Source organism: Corynebacterium sp. DNF00584, from assembly GCF_001552965.1.
Lineage (GTDB): Bacteria > Actinomycetota > Actinomycetes > Mycobacteriales > Mycobacteriaceae > Corynebacterium > Corynebacterium phoceense.
Genome location: NZ_KQ959760.1, coordinates 23,630 through 48,368, shown reverse-complemented (window position 1 = coordinate 48,368; position 24,739 = coordinate 23,630). Strand labels below are relative to the sequence as shown.

Below are 24,739 nucleotides of genomic sequence, written 5' to 3'. Positions count from 1 at the left end.
CTCCTAGTAGTTCCGCGCCGCGGCACACATGCCGCGGCAGATGGCCTGGACTTCTTCGGACGTCGCGATAAATGGCGGCATGGCGTAGATGAGCCGGCCAAAGGGGCGCAGCCACACACCTTCGTTCACCGTGGCCGCAGTCGCGCGTGTCATGTCGACGTCGCGGTCCATCTCGATCACCCCGATGGCGCCGAGCACCCGCACGTCCGCGACGCCGGGGATCTCCCACGCATCCTGCAACCCACAGCGCAGCCCCTCCTCCACGGCGGAAACCTGCGTACGCCAGTCGCCGTCGAGGATCATCTGCGTCGCTTCGGCCGCCACAGCACACGCGAGCGGATTCGCCATAAACGTCGGCCCATGCATGAGCGCGCGCGGCGCCATACCCTCGGCTACCTTCGCGGTGGCCAGCGTCGCTGCAAGCGTCATGAACCCGCCTGTGAGCGCCTTGCCCAGGCATAAAATATCGGGCACGATACCGGCCGTTTGGGTGGTAAAAAGGTCACCAGCGCGCCCGAAACCGGTAGCGATTTCATCGGCGATGAGCACAATCCCCCGCCGGTCGCAGATTTCCCTCACTCCCGCGACGAGCTCGTGGTCGTGAAAGCGCATGCCGCCCGCGCCCTGCACGACAGGCTCGATAATGACGGCTGCGATCGACTCATCAATAAAGGACTCGAACTCCCGCAGGTACGCGGCGCGCTCCTCGGCCGAGGCACCCCGCACGGGCGGCGCTGGCGCAAAAATCTGACGGGCGAGGATGCCCTCCCACATCGCATGCATGCCGCCTTCCGGGTCGCACACACTCATCGCGCCGAAGGTGTCGCCGTGGTAGCCCGAGCGCCATGTCAAGAACTGTGTGCGCTCCGGATGTCCCATGCCGCGCGCATACTGCAGCGCCATCTTGAGCGCGACCTCCACGCCCACCGAGCCGGAGTCCGAGTAAAAGACCTGCGCGAAGTCCCCGCGCGTGAGCTGCATGAGGTTCTCCGTCAACCGTGCCGCGGGCTCGTGCGTGAGCCCTCCGAACATGACATGGCTCATCCGGTCAATCTGGCCTTTCGCCGCCGCAACGAGCCGCGGATGCGAATGCCCGTGGGCCGCGGCCCACCACGAGCTCATGGCATCGATGAGCCGCCGCCCATTCATGAGTTCCAGGTACACGCCTTCGGTGCGCGCGACGGGCAGAGCCGGCGCACCAGGCACGGCGTAGGGGTGCCACATATGTTTAGAGTCCACGTCAAGGACAAATTGAACACTGTTCAAGTTTTTCATAAAAATAGGTCTACCACACGCCCGAATGGTGCATACTCAATATCCATGACCATAATTGAACGGCGTTCAAGAACGCGTATTCCGCTTACTTTGCCCGCCATCGCCGGTGTGGAAGCCTGGGAACGTTTCAGCTTCTACGGCATGCAGGCACTGCTCGCCTACTACCTCTATTCCACCGCCGCCGAGGGCGGCCTGGGCATGGATCAAGCGCAGGCCACCGCGCTCGTCGGCGCCTACGGTTCCGCGCTCTACCTGTGCACCTACGCCGGCGGCTGGGTAGCAGACCGCCTCCTCGGCGCGGAGAAAACCCTGCTTACCGGCGCAGCCCTCCTCATGGCCGGGCATCTTTCGCTCTCCCTCGTGCCCGGTTACGCCGGACTCATCGCGGGGCTCCTCCCCCTCGCGCTGGGCTCGGGTCTGCTCAAAACCGCAGCGATTACTATCCTCGGCGCCGCGTTCCCGCCTGAGGCAGGCAAGCGCGATGGCGCATTCCAGATCTTCTATCTCGGCATCAACGTCGGCGCGCTCCTAGGCCCCCTGCTCACCGGCTGGCTCGCCGAGTACCACGGATACCACGCAGGTTTTGCCGCGGCGGCCGGACTCATGGCCATCGGCTGCGTCTTTTATCTCTCCCTGCGCCGCCGCGCGCTCGCCTCGCTTGCCGATGCCCCCTTTATCCTCGCCCCCACCTCGCCCATCGCGCCGCGCCGCGCAGTGCTGGCTATCGTTGCTGTCGCAGCCCTTGTCCTCGGTGCCATCGCGCTCCTACCTCCCTCGCGCTTGGCACTCACGCTGCTCATTCTCACGGCGGGCACAGCACTCGCGCTTTTCATGCAGATGCTGCGCTCCCCGCAGGTTGACGCGCCCGAGCGCCGCCGCGTCCTTGCCTTCATTCCGCTCTTCGCGTGCTCCACGGTCTACTGGGCGCTGCAGTCGCAGATCTACGGCGTGCTCGCTGTCTATTCGCGCGAGCGTCTCGACCGCACCATCGGTTCCTTTGAGATCCCGGCCGCATGGACGCAGTCGCTCAACCCGTTCTACATTTTGGTATTCACGCTGCCCCTTGCGGCCATCATGGCGCGCTACCGCATGCCCGCCCGTCGCGTGCTCATGGGCGGCGGGCTTGCGCTCGCCGGCGCCGGAATGTTCCTGCTGCTGCCCTACTCGGGCGGCGGCACCGCGCCGTTTATCGCACTCGCCGGGTGCATCGCCACGATGAGCCTGGGCGAGATGCTCATCGGACCGGTAGGCATGGCAGCCTCAGCGGCGCACGCCCCGCGCGCCTTCGCGACGCGCTTCTCAGCCCTCTACTTCCTCACGATGGCCATCGGCACCGCTCTTACCGGAACGATCTCCACGTTCTATTCGCTCGACCATGAGACGGCGTACATCGTGGCCGTGGGCGCCGTACCCGTCATTCTTGGTCTGGCTGTGGCGCTAGCCCCTCGCGCACGCAGCTAAGCGCCTCATCGACCGGCACGTCGTAGTCCAAGCCCTCGTCGACTCGGCGCTCAAGGCCCTGCTCCGCGAGGTAGTCGTCGAATAACTTATCGATGCTCATGGCTCGTGATCCTACCGCGCGTTAGGATATCTGGGTCATGTCCAAGTCCCCCTACGTCGTCGCCGCGCTCACCGCCGTTCTCATTGCGGTGACGCAGTTCTATCACGCGCCCACGCCGGAGCTGCCCGGCTCTAGCTCTGGTTCTGCCGCCGAGACCAAAGACACCACTGCCGCCACCGACACCACCGTCGAACTCGCCAGTCTCGACGCACTGACCGTCAAGGGTCGCGCGCCGAAGACCGGCTACGAACGCGAGCAGTTCGGTCAGCGCTGGTCGGACGATGTCACCGTCGAGTTCGGCCATAACGGCTGCGATACCCGCAACGACATCCTGCGCCGCGACCTCACAAATGTTGTCATTAAAGACAATACGCACGGGTGCGTGGTGCTCTCCGGCACATTGCACGACCCGTACTCGGGCACGGACATCGCATTCCAACGCGGAAAATCCACGTCCTCGGCAGTACAGATCGACCACGTCGTCCCGCTCGCGGATGCGTGGCAGAAAGGCGCGCAGGCCTGGACGCCAGAGCAGCGCCGCAACTTCGCCAACGACCCGCGCAACCTACTCGCCGTGGACGGACGCCTCAACCAGCAGAAGGGCGCGGGCGACGCCGCAACGTGGTTGCCGCCCAATAAGGCGTTCCGCTGCGACTACGCACAGCGCATCATCGACGTGAAGTCCGCCTACGGATTATGGGTCACGCAGGCCGAACACGACGCGCTCGCCCGCCAACTCGCACACTGCCCGTAAGCATTCGTAGATGAGCTTCGGCCCTGCGCTCCCCCATTGGACGCCCCGCGAGCGCCCCACGATTTCGGCGCTCACCGGACGCCTCGCCCTCACAGCCGCATAAAAAATCCCTCCACCCACCGCACCCAAGCGAGTTGGACGCGGGGATGGAGGAATGACGCGGTGCCTCACCGAACCAGGGAAGCCTCGGCGAGACAACCTGAGAGCTACATGTTGCCCTCGATCTGGCGCTTGATTTCAGCGTAGGGGCCCTCGAGCTCAGAACCCGATGCAGGGCCAGACTGGGCGCCGTAGACCTCGTGTGCGGTTTGCGGCTGGGACGGTGCCTGGGGCTTCGCCGAGCGCTTGGGGCGCGGCGAGGGGGTGGGGGCATCGGCAGCCTGCTCGGCCTGGGTGAGCGCATTGGTGGAGAGCAGGACGTCGCGCATGCCGCTGAAGAGCTCCGTCATACCGCCCGGGTTGGACGGCATGTACAGGACGTTCGTGTGGGAGCGGTCCGCAACGTCGACCATCGCGTCGAGGTACTGCGAGACGAGCATGAGGGTCTCTGGGTTCTCCTCGACGCCGGCGGCGCGCAGCAGCTCGTACTGGGCAGCAATACCTTCGACGATCTCCTTGCGCTGCTCCGCGACACCGCGGCCCTGGAGCTTGCGGGCCTCGGCAGCACCTTCAGCTTCCTTGACGACGCGAATCTTCTCGGCTTCTGCCTGAGCAATGGCGGCCTCGCGCTCGCGCTGCGCGGCGTTGATGGAGTTCATAGACTCACGGACGCGGGCGTCCGGGCGGATATCGGTGACCAGGGTGTTGACGAAGTTCCAGCCGTAGGCCGCCATATTGTCGCGCAGGGAGACCGCGACATTGCGGGCAATGGTGTCCTTGGACGAGAAGGACTCGTCAAGCCCCATGTTCGCGACGGAGGAACGGACGTTGTCCTGGACGTAGGCGATGATCTGCTGCTCGTGGTTGGAGAGCATGTAGTACGCTTCGCGCTCGCGGCCCTCGACGACCTGGTACTGGACGGCGACGGGGATCTGGACAAAGACGTTGTCCTGCGTCTTCGTCTCCACCATGACATCAAGCTGGCGGACCTTCAAGTTGATCTTGTCGCGGACGCGGTCGATGTAGGGAATCTTAAAATTGAGACCCGCGTGGGCGACGCGCTGGAACTTACCCAGGCGCTCGATGATGGCGGCCTCGCGCGTGCGCACGACCACGAAGCCGTCGAGAATGGTGGCGATGATGATCAGAGCAAAGATCACTCCGACAATGGCACCGAACATGAAAGAGCTCCTTCGTAGTGAGAGGGGTTGTCACTACATAGGGTGCCATAACTTTGGGCCTCATGATCGTCTGGAAGACGTAACAACTCAGTGACGATTCTGCGGAATCTGGCTCGCAGTTTTATCGACTACGGTCGATAAACTCGCAGATTTATAATATGTAGCCGATAAAAATGCGCATCTTTAGTGGTCGTCCGCCAGCCGCAAGAGCTCGGTGAAAATGGCCTCGCCGTCGACGCGGACACCGTTGTGCTGGTATTTATTCGTCACGTGCGGGCGCAGGTCGCGGTAGAGGTGTGCGGTGTGCATCGATTCCTCGAAGGGCACGAAGATGTCGTCGAGGTAGACGGCCGCCGCAGCAATGGCGGGCGCGTCCTTGAGGACCTCTAGGTCGTAGGGGCTGGACTCCCACGGGTGCTGGGCGAGCTTTTCTGCAGCAGCCTTAAGCGGGCGTAGCGCAGGATCCTCGTCGAACTGCCAGGGGTAAATGTGCTCGCCGGTGAGCCACGTGCCGTCTTCGGCGAACTCGTCGAATTCCTCGCGGACGCGGTGCGCCGCCCAGTTCGTGGGCGCGGAGTCGACGACGCCGCCGTAGATGGACTCGTGGATGGCTGCGTAGAGCGGGCCACCTTGAAAGGTCACGCGCTGGCCGACGTCCTGCAGGAAATCCGAACGCAGGCGCTTCTCCCCACGCACGGTGCGGAAAGGCTCCTCGAGGAGGAACGCAAGCGTATCGAAGCCGGCGCCGCGGCCGAGCTCAATGCCGATGGTGCGGAAGCGACGGGAGGACAGGCGCTCGCCCGTGGGCACAGTCTCCTCGTGGTTGTCGAGGTGGTCGATAATCTCCTCGATGCGCTGCTGCGCCCAAGGAATTTCGCGGAAGAACTGACTCTCGCGGGCACGCAGCTTCGTATACGTCGCGCGGTACAGGTCGTCGGCGCCCAGGCGCGTGGTGGGCAGGCCTCCGGTGAGGAAGGCGCGCTCAATGGATTCGGGGAACATGGACAGGTAGGCGGTGATGATAAAACCGCCGAAGGACTGACCGTAGAGCGACCACTTCTTCAAGCCCAGGTGCTCGCGGACGCGCTCGGCGTCGCGCACGATGTTGTCTTGGCGCAGGAGATGAAGCTTGTCGAAGTCGGCGGCATCGGAAAGCTCATCAATGCGATGCGAGCGGCCGGTGCCGCGCTGGTCGAGCAAAATCCAGCGGTAGCGCGTGAGCCCCGCCTTGAGCAGCCCGCCGAGACCGGCGGCGGGGCGCTCGGCCGGAAAGCCGGGGCCGCCCTGCATGTAGACGAGCGCGGGATAATTCTCGCCGCCGGGCGGGATGATCTCGCGGGCGAAAACGTCAAAGGTCCCGCTATCGGGATTGGAGTAATCCCACGGGACCGTGACGTGATGTTCTTTGAATTCGTGGCCAAAGCGCTTCATGCGCTCCAGGCTAGTAGACCGTGAAACCCTTCTCGCGGAAGACGTCGCGGATCTTCTCCATCTCGTCGACTGCGGGCGGTTTAACGTCCTCGAGCTTGTAGTCCATGCCCAACTCGTGCCACTTGTCCTTGCCCATGTTGTGGAACGGCAGCACCTCGACGCGCTCGACGTTGCCCTTCCAGCGGGCCACGATATTCGCGACGTTGGCGACGTTCTCCGGGAAGTCAGTGAGACCCGGTACGACGACGAAGCGGATCCATACCTTCTTGCCCATGCGGTGCAGCTTGTCACCGAAGTCGATGGTGGGCTGCAGCTCGCGGGCGGTGACCAACTTGTAGGTCTCCTCGTCGCCCGCCTTCACATCGAGGAGGAAGAGATCGATATTGTCGATATCCTCGTCGCGCAGGCGCGCGCCGAAGAAACCGGAGGTATCGATCGCGGTGTGAATGCCAGCGTCGTGGACTTCCTTGAGCACGCGGCGGGTAAAGGCAATCTGGAACAGCGGCTCGCCGCCGGAGATGGTAAGTCCACCGCCGGAGGCGTTGAATATGGGCTTGTAGCGCTTGATGCGCTTGACCACGTCTTCGATGGTCTCCAGAGTGCCAGTCTTCATCTCCATGGTGTCGGGGTTGTGGCAATACAGGCAGCGCAGAGGGCAGCCGGACATGAACATGGTCATGCGCGTGCCAGGGCCGTCGACGGCCGTGACGAGCTCCCACGAGTGAATGAGTGCGATATCGCCGGTGCGACGGGCTTCCATAAGCTCCGGGCGCGTGATTTCGTCCAAGTGATTATCAGAGCCGAGGCCGCCCGCGACGCCGCGGACTTTCTCGCCGACTTCCGGCTCGAGGTGAACGACGCCGGTTACGCCATCTGCCATTGCTCAATGCTCCTTGCGAATAGTCCAATGCGGCCGCAGGCTCCGTGGGAGCCGACGACCGCTACTGGATAAGTGAGTGTTACTAGCTGCCCTGGTGGAAGGTACGCGAGATAACATCCAGCTGCTGCTCGCGGGTGAGCTTGACGAAGTTCACGGCGTAGCCAGAGACGCGAACGGTGAGGTTCGGGTACTTCTCCGGGTGCTCCACAGCATCCTCGAGGGTGGACTTGTCCAGCACGTTGATGTTGGCATGGTACAGACCCGAGTTCATGTTGTGCTCGTCGCGCTTTGCCTTCATGTCGGCCAGGCGCTCTTCGAAGGTGTGGGTTGCCATTGTGTATGTCTCCTGAAATGTGGTGAGTGGTTGGGGTGCCGCGGCCGAGCTGGCCGCGGCAAGGATGGGGGTTCGGACTACTCCGCGTTGTCCATAATGAAGCCGGAGTCCAGGACGCCCACCAGGTTGGTGATGCGCTCCTCAGGCGTGCGGCCCAGGCCGGTCGGGGTAATCGTGTTGGTGAGCGAGATGCCGTCCAGTGCGTCCTGGTAGTCCAGCTTGCCCACGGACAGCATGGAGGCGACCATGCCGTGGGAGTCGGCACCGTTCTCCGGGTTAGCGCCCGGCGCGAACGGGGTACCAGCCTTGTGGCCGGACGGGAAGGAACCGGTGGCCTTGCCGTAGACCACGTTGGAGGTAATGGTCAGGACGGACTGGGTCGGGATGGCGTTGCGGTACATCGGGATGGCCTTAATCTTGTCCATCACGGTGTGGACCACGGTGGCGGCGATGTCATCCGCGCGGTCATCGTCGTTGCCGTAGAACGGGAACTCGCCCTCGGTGCGGTAGTCGACAACCAGGCCGGTCTCGTCGCGGACCGGGTAGACCTTGGCGTACTTGATGGCGGAGAGGGAGTCGGCCACGATGGACAGACCGGCGATGCCGCAGCCCATGGAGCGGACGATGTCCGAGTCGTGCAGAGCCATCTCGACTGCTTCGTACGCGTACTTATCGTGCGAGTAGTGGATGATGTTGAGGGCCTCAACGTAGGTGCCGATGACCCAGTCGAGCATGTCCTCGTACTTTGCCCAGACCTCTTCGAAGTCGAGCGGGCCGTCGCCTTGGATGGGCTCGTAGCCGGTCATGATCTGCTTGCCCGTGACCTCGTCGCGGCCACCGTTGATGGCGTAGAGGAGGGACTTTGCAGCGTTGACGCGAGCGCCGAAGAACTGCATCTGCTTACCAACGCGCATCGGGGACACGCAGCACGCGATGGCGGCGTCGTCGCCCCACTGCTCACGAATCTGGCGGTCGGACTCGTACTGGATGGACGAGGTCTCAATCGAGATATGAGCACAGAACTTCTTGTAGCCCTCAGGCAGCTTCGGGTCCCAGAAGATGGTGATGTTCGGCTCTGGGGACGGGCCCAGGTTGACCAGAGTCTGCAGGAGGCGGAAGGAGGTCTTGGTGACCATGTGGCGGCCGTCGTCGCCGAAGCCGGCGTCAGACCAGGTTGCCCAGTACGGGTCGCCCGAGAAGATCTGGTCGTAATCCTCGGTACGCAGGAAGCGAACGATGCGCAGCTTCATGACGAGGGAGTCGATGATCTCCTGAGCCTCAGACTCGGTAAGGATGCCACGAGCGAAGTCGCGCTCGAAGTAGGAGTCGAAGAATGCAGACAGGCGGCCGATGGACATGGCAGCGCCGTCCTGGGACTTAATGGAGGCCAGGTAGCCGAAGTAGGTCCACTGAACAGCCTCATGAGCGGTGGAAGCCGGGCCGGAGATATCGAAGCCGTAGGACTCAGCCATCTTCTTCAGCTTCTTCAGAGCCTTGATCTGCTCTGCGTGCTCCTCACGGTAGCGTGCCCAGTGCTCAGAGAAGCCCAGGTCTGCCACGGCGTCCTTGGAACGCTGCTTTTCCTCGATGAGGTAGTCGACGCCGTAGAGGGCGACGCGGCGGTAGTCACCGATGATGCGGCCGCGGCCGTAGGCGTCCGGCAGGCCGGTGATGATGTGCGAGGAACGAGCGGCACGAATGCGCGGGGTGTAGATATCGAAGACTGCGTCGTTGTGGGTCTTGCGGTAGCGCGTGAAGATTTCCTTCACGGCCGGGTCGTATTCCTTGCCGGCTTCCTTGATGGCCTGCTCGACCATGCGCCAGCCGCCGAACGGCATCATGGCGCGCTTGAGCGGCGTATCCGTCTGCAGACCGACGATGACGTTGTCGTCTTCACAGATGTAGCCAGCCGGGAAAGCGTCAATATCGCTGGCGGTGTGGGTATCGACATCAAAGATGCGCTTCTTGCGCTCGATGGAGAGGTAGTTCTTCTCCAAGTAATCGAAGGTACGCATGGTCTTCTCGGTGGGGCCTTCGAGGAACGAAGCGTCGCCATCGTACGGAGTGTAGTTGCGCTGCACGAAGTCGCGGACGTCGATTCCTTCGGTCCACGGTCCCGGGTTGAAACCTTCCCAGGCGGTAAACTGCAGCGGCTCGGTTGCGGTGGTCACGAGGCGTGACTCCCTTCTGTTTCGACGTTTTTAAGGGCTCGCCGTTTTACTTCAACCGGCAGTGCCCTGACACGCTCGAATTTACCCGTGCACCTGCTTGTTTCCTACCTCAGTCCTGGGTCACAAAGAGACCAATACCACAAGTTTTTCCGTACTTACTGCTCAGCGAATTCATATAAAACGGCCGTTCCGTATCTATCGGGGGCAAATTACCCCCATCGCCCCCGGTGCTGAAGCGGTTCAGATTGGTATGTTCAGACTTCGCTCACGTCACGCGACTAGGCTTCCGCACTGCGCACCGGCTACTTTTATTCGCATGACTTCTTCTCCGCTTCCTCCCCCAGACACGGCGAACACTGTGACTTCCCGTCCCACCAACGCTGTCGATGCCGTCCCTCCTGCGCCCAAGCTCGCCGCGCTCGGCCTCCAGCACGTCCTCGCGTTCTACGCCGGCGCCGTCATCGTTCCTCTCCTCATTGCGGGCTCGCTCAATCTCGACACCGCGACGACCATCCACCTCATCAACGCTGACCTGCTCACCTGTGGTCTGGCGACCCTTATCCAATCGGCGGGCATCGGCAAGCACGTGGGTGTGCGTCTGCCCATCATCCAAGGCGTGACCACCACGGCGGTCTCCCCCATCATCGCCATTGGCCTGGGCGCGACGAACGGGGAAGGCGGCACCGCCTCCCTGCCCACCATCTATGGCGCCATCATCGTCGCGGGTCTGTTCACCTTCTTCGCCGCTCCTGTCTTTGGCAAGGTGCTGCGCTTCTTCCCGTCTATCGTCACCGGCACGGTGCTCCTCGTCATGGGCACATCGCTGCTCGCGGTCTCCGCCAACGACTTCATCAACTACGCGGAAGGCGTGCCGGCCACCCGCGACCTCCTCTACGGCTTCGGCACCCTCGCCGTCATCGTCCTTGTCCAGCGCTTCTTCCGCGGCTTCCTGGGTACGCTCTCTGTCCTCATCGGCCTCGTGCTCGGCACTGCCGTCGCTCTCGCGCTGGGTGATGCCTCCTTTGCCGAGGTCGCCACCGCCGACGCGTTTGGCATCACCACGCCCTTCTACTTCGGCATTCCGAAGTTCGACCTCGTCGCCATCTTCTCCCTCATCATCGTCATGATCATCACCATGGTCGAGACCACTGGCGACGTCTTCGCCACCGGCGAAATCGTCAAGAAACGCATTCGCCGCGACGACGTCGTGCGCGCCATCCGGGCTGACGGCGTATCCACCGTCCTCGGCGGTGTCATGAACTCTTTCCCGTACACCTGCTTCGCCCAAAACGTCGGCCTCGTGCGGCTTACTGGCGTCAAGTCGCGCTGGGTGGCCGTCGCCGCCGCAGGCTTCATGATTCTCCTCGGCTTGCTTCCCAAGGCCGGCGCCATCGTCGCCGCCATCCCCTCGCCGGTCCTCGGTGGCGCCTCGCTCGCGCTGTTCGCCAACGTCGCCTGGGTCGGCCTGCAGACCATCGCCAAGTCGGACCTCTCTGACGGCCGCAACGCCGCCATCGTCACCACTGCCCTCGGCCTGGCCATGCTCGTGACCTTCAAACCGGATATCGCGGCCGCCTTCCCGAACTGGGCACAGACCTTCGTCTCCTCCGGCATGTCCATCGGCGCGCTCACGGCCATCGTGCTCAATCTCCTCTTCTTCCACCTCGGCCGCCAGTCCGGCGCCGATGTCTCGCGCGCGACGGGCACCGGCGTGTCCCTCGACGAGCTCAACAACATGGAACGCGACGATTTCGTCGCAGCCCTGCGTCCCCTCTTCAACAACGAGACGTGGCCGCTGGAGACCGCCTGGGAAGCCCGCCCCTTCGCCGACATCAACGAGCTGCGCGCGGCCATCCAGGTCGCGGTGCTCACCGCTCCTTCGGAGCGCCGCGAGGCCCTCATCCACGATTACCCCGCCATGGACGACCTCCTTCTACGCCCGCAGGACGTCGCCACGGCCGACCGCGGCTCCATTGGCTTGGCCGAGCTTGACGATGCCCAATCGGAGAAGTTGCAAGAGCTCTCCGCCGCCTATCGCTCGCGCTTTGGGCTGCCCTTCGTGGCGTATCTCGACACCACCGACACGGTCGAGCGCGTCCTCGACGCGGGCGTGCGCCGCCTCGCCAACTCCGAAGAACAGGAACGCCGCGTGGCGCTGAGCGAAATCGTAGAAATCGCCAACGACCGCTTCGACCTGCTGCTCGCCGACGCCAACCCGGTGCGCTCGGCGTGGGACCGCAAGTTCACGGAAATCGACTAGCAGCACCGAGCTCGCCATCCGCGCCCCGCGAGCCTGGCTTTGGGTTTATGGCGTTTCGCAGCGCGTACCGCACCACCAACCGCCATAAAACCAAAGCTGGCCGCAAACGCGCGAAGGGCCGGCCTCGTTCGATACGAGGCCGGCCCTTTTATTGTGCGCCCGGGGAGAATCGAACTCCCACGTCCTAAGACACTAGAACCTAAATCTAGCGCGTCTGCCAATTCCGCCACGGGCGCGTGCGGGATAAAGCTTAGCAAGTGGACTGGGCGGGGAGTTAATGCGCGGGGTTAGAAAATTGGGGCACGGGGTGGGTAGGCTATGACGAGTGAGCAGCAAGGAACCGCGTAAACGTCAAAAGATCAAGGTCAAATGGTGGCACATCCTCTTGATCGCGTTCTTCGTGGTGACGTTCTTGTTCCTCGCGTGGTGGCAGTGGACGCGTTTTCAGTCCGGCTCCGGCACGTTCCAGAACCTGGGCTATGCCTTCCAGTGGCCGCTGTTCGCCGTCTTCGTGGTCTACGCCTACCGCACAGCGCTCAAGTATGAAAACGAGCGCATCGACGCCGAGAACGCGGCGGCCGCCGACGGCGACGAGGACTACCAGTATGTCTCCGAGCGCGAAGCGCCAAAGCATACGATGACCGCCATCGACGAGGACTTTTTGCCCTCCCGTCCCCAGATGGACGTCGAGGAATTTAACGCCTTGAATGTCCAGCGCCGTGAGCGCCCTTCAACCCGCAACGAAAGTGAAAGCAATGACTAACCAGCCCGCGCAGCACCACCCCGAACGCCAGGCACGCGTGAAGACCGCCCTGAACATCTTCTCCGTCTTCGCCTGGGTCACCGGTGTCTTCCTGCTCGCCCTCGTTGTCCGCATGGTGTGCCAGTACATTCTGAAGCTCGACATCCCGGAGTGGGCCACGTGGATCGCTATCGCCCACGGCTGGGTCTACGTCGGCTACCTGCTCTCCGTGCTCAACCTGGGCACCAAGGCACTGTGGCCTTTCCCGAAGATGCTCGGCACCGCCCTCGCCGGCGTTGTGCCTTTCTTCTCCTTCTTCATGGAAGCCAAGCGCCGCAAGGAAGTCATCGCAGCGTTCAACCTCTAAGATGCATACAAAAATCGCCGGTCCCCACGCGGGATCGGCGATTTTTTATGCGGACTTGGCGAGCTCCGCGATGTGGGGCACGAGCTGCTCGAGCGCGCGATGGCGGTGCGAGACAGCGTTCTTTTCGGCAGGGGTCATCTCGGCCGAGGAGCGCTCCTCCCCTTCCGGCTGGAAGAGTGGGTCGTAGCCGAAGCCATTTTCGCCGTGGCGCTCGCGCAGGAGCATGCCCGGCCAGCGACCTTCGGCGAGGAATTCCTGACCATCCGGCGTGACGAGCGCGCACGTGGACACGAAGGCGGCGGCGCGGCGCTCATCCGGCACGTGCTCCATCTGTGCGAGCAGAAGGTCGTTATTCGCCTCGTCGTTGCCGTGGGTGCCGGACCAGCGCGCGGAGAGCACTCCCGGCATGCCGTTGAGCTCTTCGACGGCGATGCCGGAGTCATCCGCAATGGTGGCCAAGCCCGTATGGGCGACGCCGGCGCGTGCCTTGATGAGCGCATTGTCGGCGAAGGTTCGACCGTCCTCAACCGGCTCCTCGTACGCCTCCACCGCGGACAGCGGGAGGAGTTCGACGCCGGCGATGCCAGCCTCGGCGAGGATGGTCTCGAGCTCGCCCAGCTTCTTCTTGTTATTCGATGCGACGAGAATCTGCATGTGAAGTCCCAGTCCTAGTTCCAGCCGAGCGCTGCCTTTTGGGCCTCAATAAGCTCGTAGCAGCCCTTCTCCGCGAGATCGAGCATCTGGTTCAGCTCAGCGCGGCCGAAAAGTCCGTGCTCGCCGGTGCCCTGGATCTCCACGAAATTGCCGGAGGAGGCCATGACGACGTTGAGGTCGACCTCGGCGCGGGAGTCCTCCTCGTAGGGCAGGTCGAGTGACGGGCGACCGTCAATGATGCCCACGGAGACCGCAGCGATGGGGTCGAGCAGCGGCTCGCCAGGGACGACGCCTGCTTCCTTGAGGTGTGCGACAGCATCAGCCAGCGCGACATAGGCGCCGGTGATGGAGGCGGTACGGGTGCCGCCATCGGCCTGGAGGACGTCGCAGTCGAGCTGAATGGTGTTCTCCCCCAGCTCGCGCAGGTCCACGGCGGCGCGCAGGGAGCGGCCGACGAGACGGGAGATTTCATGCGTGCGGCCCTTGACCTTGCCCTTCATGGACTCGCGCGGCATGCGCTCGTGCGTTGCGGACGGAAGCATGGAGTACTCGGCAGTAAGCCAGCCCTCGCCGGAGTCCTTCTTAAAGCGCGGGACGCCATACTCGACGGACGCGGTGCACATGACGCGGGTGTTGCCGAACTCGACGAGGACGGAGCCTGCCGGGTTGGTCGTGAAATTGCGGGTGATGCGAACAGGGCGCAGCTCATCGAGCGCGCGGCCATCGAAGCGAATGAAATCAGACATGGGCTCTAGCGTACTAGAGCTCAAACTCCATGTCGGGAGCACCAACGACGATCTCTCCATCGAACTCGGCGCGGGCCGCGGCCACGGTGGCTTCGCGGTCGCCCCACGGCTGGAGGTGGACGAGCACGAGCTTCTTCACACCGGCGAGTGTCGCGAGACGCCCTGCCTCGCCACCAGACATGTGCATATTCGGCGCCTTGCCCTCCGAGGTTTCGCCCCAGCCCGCCTCGCAGAGGAAGATATCCGCATCCTGGGCGGCCGGAATGAGGTCCTCGGTAAATGCGGAGTCGCCGGAGTATGCGATAACGCGGCCCGACTTCGCGTGCTCCACGCGCAGTGCGAACGTCTCAGTGGGGTGGATGGTGCGGTACGGCGTCATGTAGACCTCGTCGACGAGCTGGCGTTCGCCCTGGCGCCAGTTGTCGAAAGCGAAGGTATCCGAGAAATCGTCGACCTCATCCGGCACGTCTGCGGACAGGCGGCCGAGGTGCACCGGAGTGGCGGCCGGGCCGAAGCACAGGTTGCGCGCGGCGGCCGGGGCCGTGGGATGGAAGCGACGCCAGACCATGAGTGACGGGAAATCCATGCAGTGGTCAGCATGGAGGTGGCTAAAGGTCACGTGAGCGTCACACGGATCCTGGTGTTTCTGCAGCTGTGCGAGCGTCCCCGGGCCCATGTCCATGACGATGGACGGGGCGTTATCGAAGGACACGAGGTAGCCCGACGCCGGATTAGCAGGCGTGGGCACAGAGCCGGAACAACCAAGGATGGTCAACTTCATGGGTACATCGTTGCACGAAAGTAACCAAAAGTCAGGCAATCGTCACTCGATTGCGAGAAACTTCTGGGTTATCCCTGAATGTGGTTGAATTCACCGGGGCCGCGGCCGAGGAAGCGCGCGGCGAGTTTATCAAAGAGCTCCGGCGCACCGGTGGACTCAAAGACGCGGGTGGGCGGCTCGGGGTTGGCGCGCAGCATATCGGACTCCGTGAGCACCTTGAGCACGTCTTTCGCGGTTTCCTCTGCAGAGGAGACGAGCGTGACGTTGTCCCCCATCGCAAGTTGGATGACACCGGAAAGCAGCGGGTAGTGTGTGCAGCCGAGTACGAGCGTGTCGACGCCCTCGGCCTGCAGCGGCGCGAGGTAGTTTTCCGCCACGCCCAGAATCTGGCGGCCGGAGGTAATGCCGCGCTCCACGAAGGGCACGAAGTCCGGGCACGCGGTGGCGAAGGCCTGGACGCCGGGATTGACCGCGAAGAGGTCCTGGTACGCGCCAGAGTTGACGGTGCCTTGCGTGCCAATCACACCCACCTTGCCGTTGCGGGTTGTCGCCATCGCACGGCGTACGGCGGGGCGGATGACCTCGACAACGGGGACGTCGTAGCGCTCGCGCGCGTCGTGCAGGAACGCCGCCGTCGCCGTATTACACGCGATGACGATCATCTTGCAGCCGCGCTCCACGAGCTCGTCCGCAATGTTCTGAGAGAACTGGCGCACCTCGGCAATGGAGCGTGGGCCGTACGGACCGTGAAGAGTATCGCCGATGTAGTGGATGGACTCGTGAGGCAGCTGGTCCATGATCGTGCGAGCCACGGTGAGCCCGCCCAGACCAGAGTCAAAGACGCCGATGGGAGCGTCTGCAGCAGGAGAACTCAACGCAGTTCCTGCTTTCGCGAACCGGACAGAGCCCTGACTGGATCGTCGGAGGTAATGGTCATGCCGGCGAGAATGCCGCCGATGGCGCCGAAGAGGTGGCCTTGCCAGCTCACGCCCTCATAGACAGGCAGCACGCCCCAGATAAGACCGGAGTAGGCGAAGGCCAACACAACGCCGGTAAAGAACTGCACGAGCGAACGGTTAAACACACCGCGCACGATGAGGTACGCGAGCCAACCGTAGACCATGCCCGAGGCGCCAATGTGCAAGGTACCCGGCCCACCAAAGAGCCACGTACCCACGCCAGCGACGAGCAGAACGATAGCGGAAACTTCCCAGAACGCGCGGCGGCCGGACAAGCCCACGATGAAACAGAAGATGGCGCCCGGAATGGAATTACCCATGAGGTGCTCGAAGTTGGCGTGAAGGAAGGGCGCGAAGAAGATACCCCAGATACCGGAGAAGTCGAGCGGGCGGATACCGAAGTAGCCCAGGTGTCCGCCGAAGATGACGGCGTTGATGATGTGCACGCCCCACTCGATGACGAGGTAGCCAATAGCAAACGTCAGGCCTGCACGGATGCGTCCGCTGCGCGTGTAATTCTTCGAATCACCAGAATTCCGGCGCGGGGCGGGCGCGCCGCCGGGCCGGTACTGGTAATTCTGCATTCCGCCATAAGTCATAATGCGACCTACTTTAGCGCGGCGGGCGACATCAGGCGCGTTTCGGCAGCGTCGCGTACGTCGCAAGCCCAAATCCCGGCGCGGCATGCACGACTGCGTCGACGATGGCGGCCTCGACGGCGTCAGCTGCTGCGACGCCGAGCGCCATCATGGTCGGCGTGTCCACGCCTGCCGCCGCTGCCGGTGCCGCCGCTGTCGCGTCGGCAGGGGGAGCAGAGAGGGCAAAGATGGTGTCACCGTCGAGCGGCGAGTGCGCCGGACGCACGGCTCGGGCGATGCCGTCGTGCGCTGTAAGCGCCAAGCGCTTGGCTTGGGCCTTGGTCACCGGGGCGTCGGTGACGACCACGCCAATGGTCGTGTTGAGCTTCGACTGCTTGGGGTCCGGCACCGCGGCGTAGGCCTCTGGGTCGAGCGCCTCGAGGCTCTCCCCCGTCGCGCGCTCGTAAGCGCGGGCGCCGAAGAGCTCTCCGGTCTCGGCGTCGACGACCTCACCCGCCGGGTTCGCGACCATATAAGCGGTGACCTGATAGTTGTGAGACGGCGCATGTGCGGTGACGCTCGCGCTGCCAAAGCCGCCGCGCAGGCGGCCAGCCGTGGCGCCCGTCCCGGCGCCGACGGTGCCGGAAACCTCCAGCAGTGGTGCGAAGGCGGCATCGGAAAGCGCGGCACGCAGGGCGGCGGCGCCATCGGAGGCGGTGGGATAGTGGACCTCGCCGACGATGAGGTCGAAGATGACGGCCGCGGGGATGATGGGCACGCGCGGGCCGGGGCGGCCCTCGCCGAAGACGGGGAAGCCAATGTCGCGCGTGGCGAGCTCGCGCATGGCGCCGTCCGCCGCGGCGAGGCCAAAGGCGGACCCACCGGAGAGAACAATGGCGTGGACGCGCTCTACCGTATTATGCGGCTCGAGAAGATCGGTCTCACGGGTGCCGGGACCGCCGCCGCGGACATCGACGGACGCGACGGCGCCCTGCGGGCCGGCGTAGAGGACGGTGACGCCCGTGTCTCCGAGCGTGGCGTGGCCGATGGAAACCATGCGCCCGACCGCCTAGTTCATCATGGCCTGGAGCAGCGAATCCTGCGCAAAGGCGAGCCACTCGATGATGGCTTCCTGATCCGCAAGGGCTCCCTCGCCGCGCATATCGCCCGCGGCAACGTAGAGGCGCAGGTCGTTCAGACCTGCGACAAACGCGGGGGCCTCGGATTCTTCGATGGAAACCTCGACGCCACCGGTGGGGCCGAGTGCCTCGTTGATGACCTGGAGGTTCTGTAGCTTTGCGCGCGCGATGTCGTTTTCGTGGAGTGATCGCAGCAGCGCATTATCGCCTTCGAATTCCTCGTCTCCTTCCTTCTCAAAGTCCGGGAAGAGACGCGCGAGCGACGGATCCTCGGGGGCCTCCTTATGGCCGGAGGCAATGCCCATCATCTCCGCCAAGTCGTCCTTGGGCGCGGACTGGGCGCGCTTGATGATCGCCTCGGAGACCGTCGCCGTGAGATCGCCTATGACCTCGCGCTCGATGGGTTCAAAGCGCGTGACGTACCGCGCCGGACGCATGAGCGACTTTTTCTTCTTCCATGCCTGCATGTATTCAGTCCTGTCTGCTCTAGCCGGCCTGCTGCATGGTGGCCCACAGACCAGCAATCTGCAGCTTCTTTACGTCGGCCTCAATCTTGTCGCGCTCGCCCGTGCTCACTGCGGCCTTGCCTTCGGTATGGACCTGCATCATGAGCTCGTTCGCGCGCTTCTTGTCATAACCCAGCACGGTCTGGAAGACATAGGAGACATAGGACATGAGGTTGACCGGATCGTCCCACACGATGCACATCCACGGCAGGTTTTCGCTCGTGGCGACATCAATCTGAATGTCTTCATCCAGCTCCGGGGTGGCCATCGGCGAACCGAGGGTCGGGTTAAGGGAGAGATTCATGGTACTTAGCCTAATCAATCTGTCCCTCTTTCGACCACAGTCCGCCCCACCGGCGCGTGAGAAAGAGCGCAATTGCCTTGCCAAGGGCGTAAATTAATCTCAGAAACTGTTTATTTCCTATTTCGAGAGCTGCATTCTCTCCCCTCCCTCTGTGAACGAACCCATCAACGTCCCCCAGCTCTGTGCCGAGCTTCGCAACGGCAATCTGAGTCTGTAGAGTCTGGTCAATCTGGTCACAACTGCGTGGACGGTCGCAGCCCTCATTGGCACTCTCTTCATCTTCGTCGGTGCCGCGAAGGACGGCTCCTCGACCCCGGCGGGTGATTCCACCGATGGACGACGTGAGATGCTGCTCAACCCCTCGCTCACCACGATCGGCGTAGCGTACGACTACAACAGCGGCTACGTCGACACCGTTGTGACGATGGAGTAAGTTCGCGAGCCCCCTGCGTTGCCGTGGTGATCTGGACTGGGGCTTGTTAAAGACCTCACAAAATATCGTGCGCCGCGTATGATTGAGCGGCATGAATGACTCTGCTTCCGCCGTTTCCTCCCCTGGCAGCCGCTCGACGGGCTTGTTGACCGATAAGTACGAGCTCACCATGCTTCAGGCAGGGCTGCGTGACGGCACCGCGCACCGTAAGGCAGCTTTCGAAGTTTTCGCTCGCCGCTTGCCGGGCGAGCGCCGTTACGGCGTGGTCGCGGGCATCCCGCGCGTGCTCAAAGCCATTGAGGACTTCCGCTTCACCGAGGACCAGCTTGCAGACCTCGACTTCCTCGACGAGCAGACGATTGAGTACCTGCGTAATTACCGTTTCTCCGGCCAGGTGGACGGCTACCGCGAAGGCGAGCTCTACTTCCCTAATTCGCCGCTGCTGACCGTGCGCGGCACGTTTGGCGAATGCGTCATCCTCGAAACGGTCATCCTGTCCATCATGAACGCGGACTCTGCGGTGGCATCGGCAGCCTCCCGCATGGTGGTGGCCGCAGACGGCCGCCCGATCATCGAGATGGGCTCGCGCCGCACGCACGAGTACGCCGCGGTCACCGCGACCCGCGCCGCGTACCTTGCGGGCTTTACCTCCACGTCGAACCTTGAGGCAGCGTACCGCTACGGCATTCCGGCTTCTGGCACGGCGGCGCATGCGTGGACGCTCGCCCACGTCAACGATGACGGCACGCCGAACGAGGAGGCCGCTTTCCGTTCGCAGATTGAAACGGACGGCGTGGACACCACCCTGCTCGTCGACACCTACGACATTACGAAGGGCGTGGAGACGGCCATCAAGGTCGCGGGCACGGAACTCGGCGGCGTGCGCATCGACTCCGGCGACTTGGGTGCCGTGACGCGCCGCGTGCGCAAGCAACTCGATGACCTGGGCGCGCACAACACGCGCATTGTTGTTTCCTCCGACTTGGATGAGTTCTCCATTGCGGGTCTGCGCGGCGACCCAGTCGACGGCTACGGCGTGGGCACGTCCGTGGTCACCGGCTCCGGCGAGCCGACCGCGTCCATGGTCTACAAGGTTGTTGAGGTCGAGGGCCACCCCGTGGCCAAGCGTTCCTCCTCCAAGCGCTCCGTAGGCGGAGCCAAGCGCGCCATTCGCACGCACCGCTCCACTGGCGTCGCGCTCGAGGAAATCGTCTTCCCCTTCAACGCGGAGCAGCCGGAAGTTCCGTCGCACCTCACGGTGCGCGAACTCACCGTGCCGCTCATGCGCGACGGGCATGTGGTCGAGGGCCTGCCCACGCTCGAGGAATCCCGAGCCTTCCTCGCTGAAATCCGCGGCACCCTGCCGTGGGAGGGCCTGGCGCTGTCCAAGGGCGATGTGCCGGTGTCAACGCGCATGGTGGGCTTCCCGCCAGCCAAGTAGTCCATCGGCTTTCTTTCCCGCACGGTGATCGCCTGACGCGTCCACGCCTCGTCGCCCTTCCGCATGTTTAGCTGCCTTCAGCACGTTGGGGCAGCAGGCTAGACTGGCCGGGTGGAGAAATCGACCGAAGAGCTTCTAGAGTCCGCCGTCGCCGCCTTGGGTGGTGCCCGCCGCGAAGGCCAAGTCCGCATGGCCAAGGCCGTGACCAAGGCCTTCGAGACCCAGCGCCACCTCGCCGTCCAGGCGGGCACTGGTACGGGTAAGTCGCTGGCCTACCTCGTCCCCTCCCTGCGTCATGCCCAAGGCGCGGAGACCTCGGTCATCGTCTCGACGGCGACGCTCGCGCTGCAGCGCCAGCTCGTCCACCGCGACCTCCCGCGGCTCACCGAGGCGCTGGCCGAGGAGATGGACCGCGAGCCCACCTTCGCCATTATGAAAGGCCGCGCGAACTACCTCTGCCTCAATAAGCTGGCGCAGCCGGAGTCGCCGGAAGCCATGCTCGATGACGGCGCGGGGCTCGATGGTGGCTCGTGGCGCGAGCGCGCCGCCCAACGCGTCACGGAATGGGCCCAGGAAACGGAGACGGGGGACCGTGACGACCTCGAGCCAGGCGTCCCAGACGACGTGTGGAAGGCGTTTTCCGTCACCTCCCGCGAATGCCTAGGGGCCTCGCGCTGCCCGCACGGCGAGGACTGCTTTGCAGAGCTCGCCCGCCGCGAGGCCGCGGACGCAGACGTCATCGTCACTAACCACGCGCTGCTCGCCATCGACGCGCTCTCCGAGGCAAATATCCTGCCCGACCACGATGCCGTGGTCATCGACGAGGCGCACGAACTCGATGACCGAATTACCTCCGTCACGACCGCGGAGATTACCGCCCGCGTTATCTCCATGGCGGGCAACCGCGTCAAGGCACTCGCCTCGGACTCCGGGTTGACGGACCTCGCGGAGGAATTCACCATCGTCACCGCGGATTGCCCTGAGGGCCGCTGGACGGACATGCCCGAGCCCGTCTCCCAGCACCTCACCGGTATGGAAGACACCCTTCGGCGCATGCGTGAGAAGATCGCCCGTGCGCCCGAAGGCGAACAAAAGGACGACCCAGAGAAGTTCGCGGAGCGCCAGAACCTCACCAATCACCTCTCCGATCTCGCCGAGGCCGTCGCCCGCATGCGCGCCGTCTTTGCCCAAGGCAACCCGGCTGAGCACGAGGACGTCGTGTGGCTCTCGCGCCGCAATGGGGAGGGCCCCGCCACCCTCGCGGTCGCGCCGCTGTCTGTCGCGGACCTGCTGCGCTCCAATCTCTTTGGCGAACAGACCGTCGTGCTCACCTCAGCCACGCTGGCCCTCGGCGGCCGCTTCGACGTCATGGCCACACAATGGGGCCTGCCCACCGGCACGTGGGATTCGCTCGACGCCGGCACGCCCTTCGATCCCGCGAAGTCCGGCATCCTCTACACCGCAGCACACCTGCCGCAGCCCGGCCGCGACGGATTGTCCCCGGAAACCCTCGCGGAAATCTATGAGCTCATCATGGCCGCGGGCGGGCGCACCCTCGGCCTCTTCTCATCCCGCCGCGCCGCGAATCAGGCTGCCGATGCCCTCCGTGCCCGCCTCCCCTTCGACCTCTACGTCCAAGGAGACGACACGATCGGCGCGCTCGTCGATAAATTCGCGAAGAACGAGAATTCCTGTCTCTTCGGCACGCTCACGCTGTGGCAGGGCGTCGACGTCCCCGGACCGGCCTGCTCGCTCGTCCTCATCGACCGCATTCCGTTCCCCCGCCCCGATGATCCCCTCATGCAGGCACGCACCGATGCCGCCAAGGCCGCGGGCCGCAACGGTTTCATGGAAGTCTCGGCGACGCACGCAGCGCTCCTCATGGCGCAGGGCGCCGGCCGGCTGCTGCGCCACGTCGGCGACCGTGGCGTCGTCGCCGTCCTCGACCCACGCTTGGAGACCAAGCGCTACGGCGGCTTCCTCAAGGCCTCGATGCCGCGCTTCTGGCAAACCACGAACCCAGAGACCGTCCGCGGCGCACTCAAACGGCTCGTGCAGCAGCTCTAGCACGCGCTCGCACCGGCTACGCGCCGGATTTCGGAACAACGAAGGTCCAGATTTTTCGACAATCTGGGCCTTCGATGTCCTAAGATTCCGACTCTGTCGTTGCAGCCTCCAGCACCAGGTGTCAGCGGCGAACCTAGGCCGCAGGAAGCGCGACCACCGTCGCCGAGTCCGGCGCAACCTCGGTGTAGCCCGCGTCGCGAACAACCACAGCACCGGGGCGTGCGCAGGCAGCCTGGAACTCGGCCGTGGGCAGCTCGCGTACGGACAGCGGGAAACCACGCTCGGCCCAGTCCGCGACCCAGGCATAAGGCTGTGCCGCGGCGAGCAGCATAGAACCGTGGCCGACCTGGGCGGCGGCTTTGCCGGCGGTCATCGCAAGCCCCTCGTCGATGTAGATGACGGGCTCGCCCGGCGTTGCGGGCCCGGGCACATCGTGCTCGAGCTCGGTGTGGCCGATCTGCAGCTTGGAGATGAGCGGGTCCACGTCTACCACCGCCGAGGGCGCAAACGCGCGAGCACGGTCATCGACTGTGACGCCGGGCAGGTTCTGCACGTCGCGCCATGCCTTGTTGCGGGCGCGGCGGGCCACCTTGCGAATACGATGGCCGTACCACGCCGCGAAGGCCTCGGCATAAGCGGTGTCGTCGCCGGCGCGCGGGTCAAGGCACGCAGCGACGACGGCACGTGCAGCGGCCTCGAGGACCTCCGTGCGTGTGGGTGTGTCCTGCTTGGGCAGGTTGAGCACAATCTGCATGGCCTGGATAGTCTCCGGACGGTCCGGATCCTCCGGGTCATCGCGCCAGGACCGGTCGTTGCAGGCCGTGGCGAGACGCGCATGCGCTACGGCGAGGCTCATTCGGCGTCCTCAGCCCGCACGACGTCATCAGACGGGATGCCGAGGATCTGCAGGATTTCGTCCATGTACGGGTGGTTGACCTGTGCGTCGGCCACCTCGCGCAAGGCCGGCTTAGCGTTAAACGCGATACCCAGTCCGGCGGCGGTAATCATGTCGATATCGTTTGCGCCATCGCCCACCGCAATGGTGCGCGACATGGAAATGCCCGCATCCGCAGCGAACTCGCGCAAAAAGTCTTCCTTCGCCTGGCGGTCGACCACCTTGCCAATGACACGACCCGTGAGCTTGCCATCCTCGATCTCCAGGGTGTTAGCACGCACGTAGTCGAGATCGAGCTCCTTGGCCAGCCCCTCCAGCACCTGGATGAAGCCGCCCGAGACCACCGCCACGCGGTAGCCCAGGTTCTTCAGCGTGCGAATCGTCGTGCGCACGCCCGGGGTAAGCGTGAGCGACGCGGCAGTCTCGTCAATGACACTTGCCGGCATACCCGCTAGCGTCGCGACGCGCTCACGCAGGGAATGCTCAAAATCAAGCTCGCCGCGCATGGCGCGCTCCGTGACCGCGGCAACCTCGGCCTCTTTACCGGCGTGGGCCGCGAGCATTTCGATGACCTCACCTGTGATCAACGTGGAGTCGCAGTCAAAGCAGATGAGACGACGCGAACGACGGGACAGGCCAGCGGACTCCACCGCGATGTCGATACCCAGCTGTGCCGAGAGTGCCGCCAGCGCTTTGCGCAGTGACTCCTCCTCGCCCGGCACCGTCACAGACAGGTCGAGAGCGGTGACGGGCTCCTGCGACAGGCCGCGAATACGATCGATGTTGACATTGAAGTTGGCCAGTTCCTGCGCAACAGAAGACAGGTGGGATGCCGTGAGGGGGCGCCCCATGACGACCACGGCGTGAGTGGAACGCGAGCGCGGCAGGGCATCGGAAAGCTCCGCAGAAATTTGCTGCTGGTAAATGCTCAAGGTATTGCGCAGCCCCTGCTCAATATCCTCGAGGCGGTTGGGGTTCAGGTCGACATAGGCAGACAATGAAATGCGGCCCGAGAACAGGGCCTGCTCGACGTCCACGAGCTCCACGTTGTAGGAGCCGAGAACGCGGAAGAAGGCGGCGGAGACGCCAGGCTTATCCGGGCCCGTGGTGGTAATCACAGCATTAGTCATGAATAAGATTATGAGCCTCTATAGGAAAAACGGCAAAAGCCGCCGCCCGTA

At 64.0% G+C, this 24,739-nt stretch carries 24 protein-coding genes and 1 tRNA gene; 7 read left to right on the top strand and 18 right to left on the bottom strand.

From position 1 onward, the window contains the following. Positions 1-3 precede the first annotated feature (3 nt). Positions 4-1,275 (bottom strand): adenosylmethionine--8-amino-7-oxononanoate transaminase, encoded by a 1,272-nt coding sequence (locus HMPREF0307_RS08670; protein WP_066491569.1) that lies wholly within the window; start codon positions 1,273-1,275, stop codon positions 4-6. 45 nt (positions 1,276-1,320) lie between these two features. On the opposite strand from HMPREF0307_RS08670, the gene HMPREF0307_RS08665 reads away from it, so the two are divergent. Then, complete coding sequence (locus HMPREF0307_RS08665) at positions 1,321-2,736, top strand: peptide MFS transporter (RefSeq protein WP_066491567.1); 1,416 nt, start codon at positions 1,321-1,323, stop codon at positions 2,734-2,736. On the opposite strand, the gene HMPREF0307_RS12985 is transcribed toward HMPREF0307_RS08665, so the two are convergent. Further along, the gene (locus HMPREF0307_RS12985; RefSeq protein WP_154666922.1) at positions 2,690-2,836 is read right to left on the bottom strand and encodes a hypothetical protein; all 147 of its coding nucleotides are present in this window, start codon (positions 2,834-2,836) and stop codon (positions 2,690-2,692) included. The genes HMPREF0307_RS08665 and HMPREF0307_RS12985 overlap by 47 nt on opposite strands. Positions 2,837-2,873: 37 nt before the next feature. On the opposite strand from HMPREF0307_RS12985, the gene HMPREF0307_RS08660 reads away from it, so the two are divergent. Next, entirely contained in the window at positions 2,874-3,590 is a 717-nt protein-coding gene (locus tag HMPREF0307_RS08660) for an HNH endonuclease family protein (protein WP_066491565.1), read from the top strand. 206 nt (positions 3,591-3,796) lie between these two features. On the opposite strand, the gene HMPREF0307_RS08655 is transcribed toward HMPREF0307_RS08660, so the two are convergent. The 5 genes from HMPREF0307_RS08655 to pflB form a co-directional block, all read right to left on the bottom strand. Beyond that, positions 3,797-4,870: an SPFH domain-containing protein gene (locus HMPREF0307_RS08655; protein WP_082723292.1), complete on the bottom strand. Its 1,074-nt coding sequence runs from the start codon at positions 4,868-4,870 to the stop codon at positions 3,797-3,799. A gap of 183 nt (positions 4,871-5,053) precedes the next feature. Further along, the gene (locus HMPREF0307_RS08650) at positions 5,054-6,301 is read right to left on the bottom strand and encodes an alpha/beta fold hydrolase (RefSeq protein WP_066491557.1); all 1,248 of its coding nucleotides are present in this window, start codon (positions 6,299-6,301) and stop codon (positions 5,054-5,056) included. Positions 6,302-6,311: 10 nt separating this feature from the next. Further along, positions 6,312-7,181 (bottom strand): pyruvate formate-lyase-activating protein, encoded by an 870-nt coding sequence (gene pflA / locus HMPREF0307_RS08645; RefSeq protein ID WP_066491552.1) that lies wholly within the window; start codon positions 7,179-7,181, stop codon positions 6,312-6,314. Positions 7,182-7,263: 82 nt separating this feature from the next. Continuing rightward, positions 7,264-7,581: an autonomous glycyl radical cofactor GrcA2 gene (grcA2, locus tag HMPREF0307_RS08640; RefSeq protein ID WP_255356877.1), complete on the bottom strand. Its 318-nt coding sequence runs from the start codon at positions 7,579-7,581 to the stop codon at positions 7,264-7,266. Positions 7,582-7,592: 11 nt separating this feature from the next. After that, positions 7,593-9,686 carry a formate C-acetyltransferase gene (gene pflB / locus HMPREF0307_RS08635; RefSeq protein WP_066491537.1) on the bottom strand — a complete coding sequence of 698 codons (2,094 nt, stop codon included), beginning with the start codon at positions 9,684-9,686 and terminating at the stop codon, positions 7,593-7,595. A gap of 316 nt (positions 9,687-10,002) precedes the next feature. Here pflB and HMPREF0307_RS08630 point away from each other — a divergent pair, with 316 nt between their 5' ends. Further along, the gene (locus HMPREF0307_RS08630) at positions 10,003-11,946 is read left to right on the top strand and encodes a solute carrier family 23 protein (protein ID WP_066491534.1); all 1,944 of its coding nucleotides are present in this window, start codon (positions 10,003-10,005) and stop codon (positions 11,944-11,946) included. A 154-nt stretch (positions 11,947-12,100) separates the two neighbouring features. Here the strand turns inward: HMPREF0307_RS08630 and HMPREF0307_RS08625 are convergent. After that, positions 12,101-12,182 (bottom strand) — tRNA-Leu (locus tag HMPREF0307_RS08625). Positions 12,183-12,271: 89 nt separating this feature from the next. On the opposite strand from HMPREF0307_RS08625, the gene HMPREF0307_RS08620 reads away from it, so the two are divergent. Continuing rightward, positions 12,272-12,709 carry a hypothetical protein gene (locus tag HMPREF0307_RS08620; RefSeq protein WP_066491532.1) on the top strand — a complete coding sequence of 146 codons (438 nt, stop codon included), beginning with the start codon at positions 12,272-12,274 and terminating at the stop codon, positions 12,707-12,709. Then, on the top strand, positions 12,702-13,055 hold the full coding sequence (locus HMPREF0307_RS08615; protein WP_066491524.1) for a DUF3817 domain-containing protein: 354 nt from the start codon (positions 12,702-12,704) through the stop codon (positions 13,053-13,055). Before HMPREF0307_RS08620 ends, HMPREF0307_RS08615 begins: the two co-directional genes overlap by 8 nt. Before the next feature lie 45 nt (positions 13,056-13,100). Here the strand turns inward: HMPREF0307_RS08615 and rdgB are convergent, their stop codons facing one another. The 8 genes from rdgB to clpS form a co-directional block, all read right to left on the bottom strand. Next, positions 13,101-13,709 carry an RdgB/HAM1 family non-canonical purine NTP pyrophosphatase gene (gene rdgB, locus HMPREF0307_RS08610; protein ID WP_066491522.1) on the bottom strand — a complete coding sequence of 203 codons (609 nt, stop codon included), beginning with the start codon at positions 13,707-13,709 and terminating at the stop codon, positions 13,101-13,103. 14 nt (positions 13,710-13,723) lie between these two features. Continuing rightward, on the bottom strand, positions 13,724-14,455 hold the full coding sequence (rph, locus tag HMPREF0307_RS08605) for a ribonuclease PH (protein WP_066491519.1): 732 nt from the start codon (positions 14,453-14,455) through the stop codon (positions 13,724-13,726). Between the two features lie 13 nt (positions 14,456-14,468). Further along, complete coding sequence (locus tag HMPREF0307_RS08600) at positions 14,469-15,236, bottom strand: MBL fold metallo-hydrolase (RefSeq protein ID WP_066491512.1); 768 nt, start codon at positions 15,234-15,236, stop codon at positions 14,469-14,471. A gap of 68 nt (positions 15,237-15,304) precedes the next feature. Continuing rightward, the gene (gene murI, locus HMPREF0307_RS08595; RefSeq protein WP_066491510.1) at positions 15,305-16,111 is read right to left on the bottom strand and encodes a glutamate racemase; all 807 of its coding nucleotides are present in this window, start codon (positions 16,109-16,111) and stop codon (positions 15,305-15,307) included. After that, a complete protein-coding gene (locus tag HMPREF0307_RS08590; protein ID WP_066491508.1) occupies positions 16,108-16,794 on the bottom strand; it encodes a rhomboid family intramembrane serine protease in 687 nt (228 codons plus the stop codon). Before HMPREF0307_RS08590 ends, murI begins: the two co-directional genes overlap by 4 nt. A gap of 31 nt (positions 16,795-16,825) precedes the next feature. Next, positions 16,826-17,830, bottom strand: a complete 1,005-nt coding sequence (locus HMPREF0307_RS08585; protein ID WP_066491503.1) for a P1 family peptidase — start codon at positions 17,828-17,830, stop codon at positions 16,826-16,828. 12 nt (positions 17,831-17,842) lie between these two features. Beyond that, on the bottom strand, positions 17,843-18,379 hold the full coding sequence (locus HMPREF0307_RS08580; protein WP_066491496.1) for a DUF2017 domain-containing protein: 537 nt from the start codon (positions 18,377-18,379) through the stop codon (positions 17,843-17,845). 19 nt (positions 18,380-18,398) lie between these two features. Beyond that, positions 18,399-18,722: an ATP-dependent Clp protease adapter ClpS gene (gene clpS, locus HMPREF0307_RS08575; RefSeq protein WP_066491494.1), complete on the bottom strand. Its 324-nt coding sequence runs from the start codon at positions 18,720-18,722 to the stop codon at positions 18,399-18,401. A gap of 524 nt (positions 18,723-19,246) precedes the next feature. Here clpS and HMPREF0307_RS08570 point away from each other — a divergent pair. Then, a complete protein-coding gene (locus tag HMPREF0307_RS08570) occupies positions 19,247-20,596 on the top strand; it encodes a nicotinate phosphoribosyltransferase (protein ID WP_066491492.1) in 1,350 nt (449 codons plus the stop codon). A 111-nt stretch (positions 20,597-20,707) separates the two neighbouring features. Continuing rightward, positions 20,708-22,663, top strand: a complete 1,956-nt coding sequence (locus tag HMPREF0307_RS08565) for an ATP-dependent DNA helicase (protein ID WP_066491489.1) — start codon at positions 20,708-20,710, stop codon at positions 22,661-22,663. 133 nt (positions 22,664-22,796) lie between these two features. On the opposite strand, the gene HMPREF0307_RS08560 is transcribed toward HMPREF0307_RS08565, so the two are convergent. Both HMPREF0307_RS08560 and serB read right to left on the bottom strand, forming a co-directional pair. Next, entirely contained in the window at positions 22,797-23,519 is a 723-nt protein-coding gene (locus HMPREF0307_RS08560) for a peptidyl-tRNA hydrolase (RefSeq protein WP_066491486.1), read from the bottom strand. Next, the gene (serB, locus tag HMPREF0307_RS08555) at positions 23,516-24,688 is read right to left on the bottom strand and encodes a phosphoserine phosphatase SerB (RefSeq protein WP_066491484.1); all 1,173 of its coding nucleotides are present in this window, start codon (positions 24,686-24,688) and stop codon (positions 23,516-23,518) included. Before serB ends, HMPREF0307_RS08560 begins: the two co-directional genes overlap by 4 nt. Positions 24,689-24,739 lie beyond the last annotated feature (51 nt).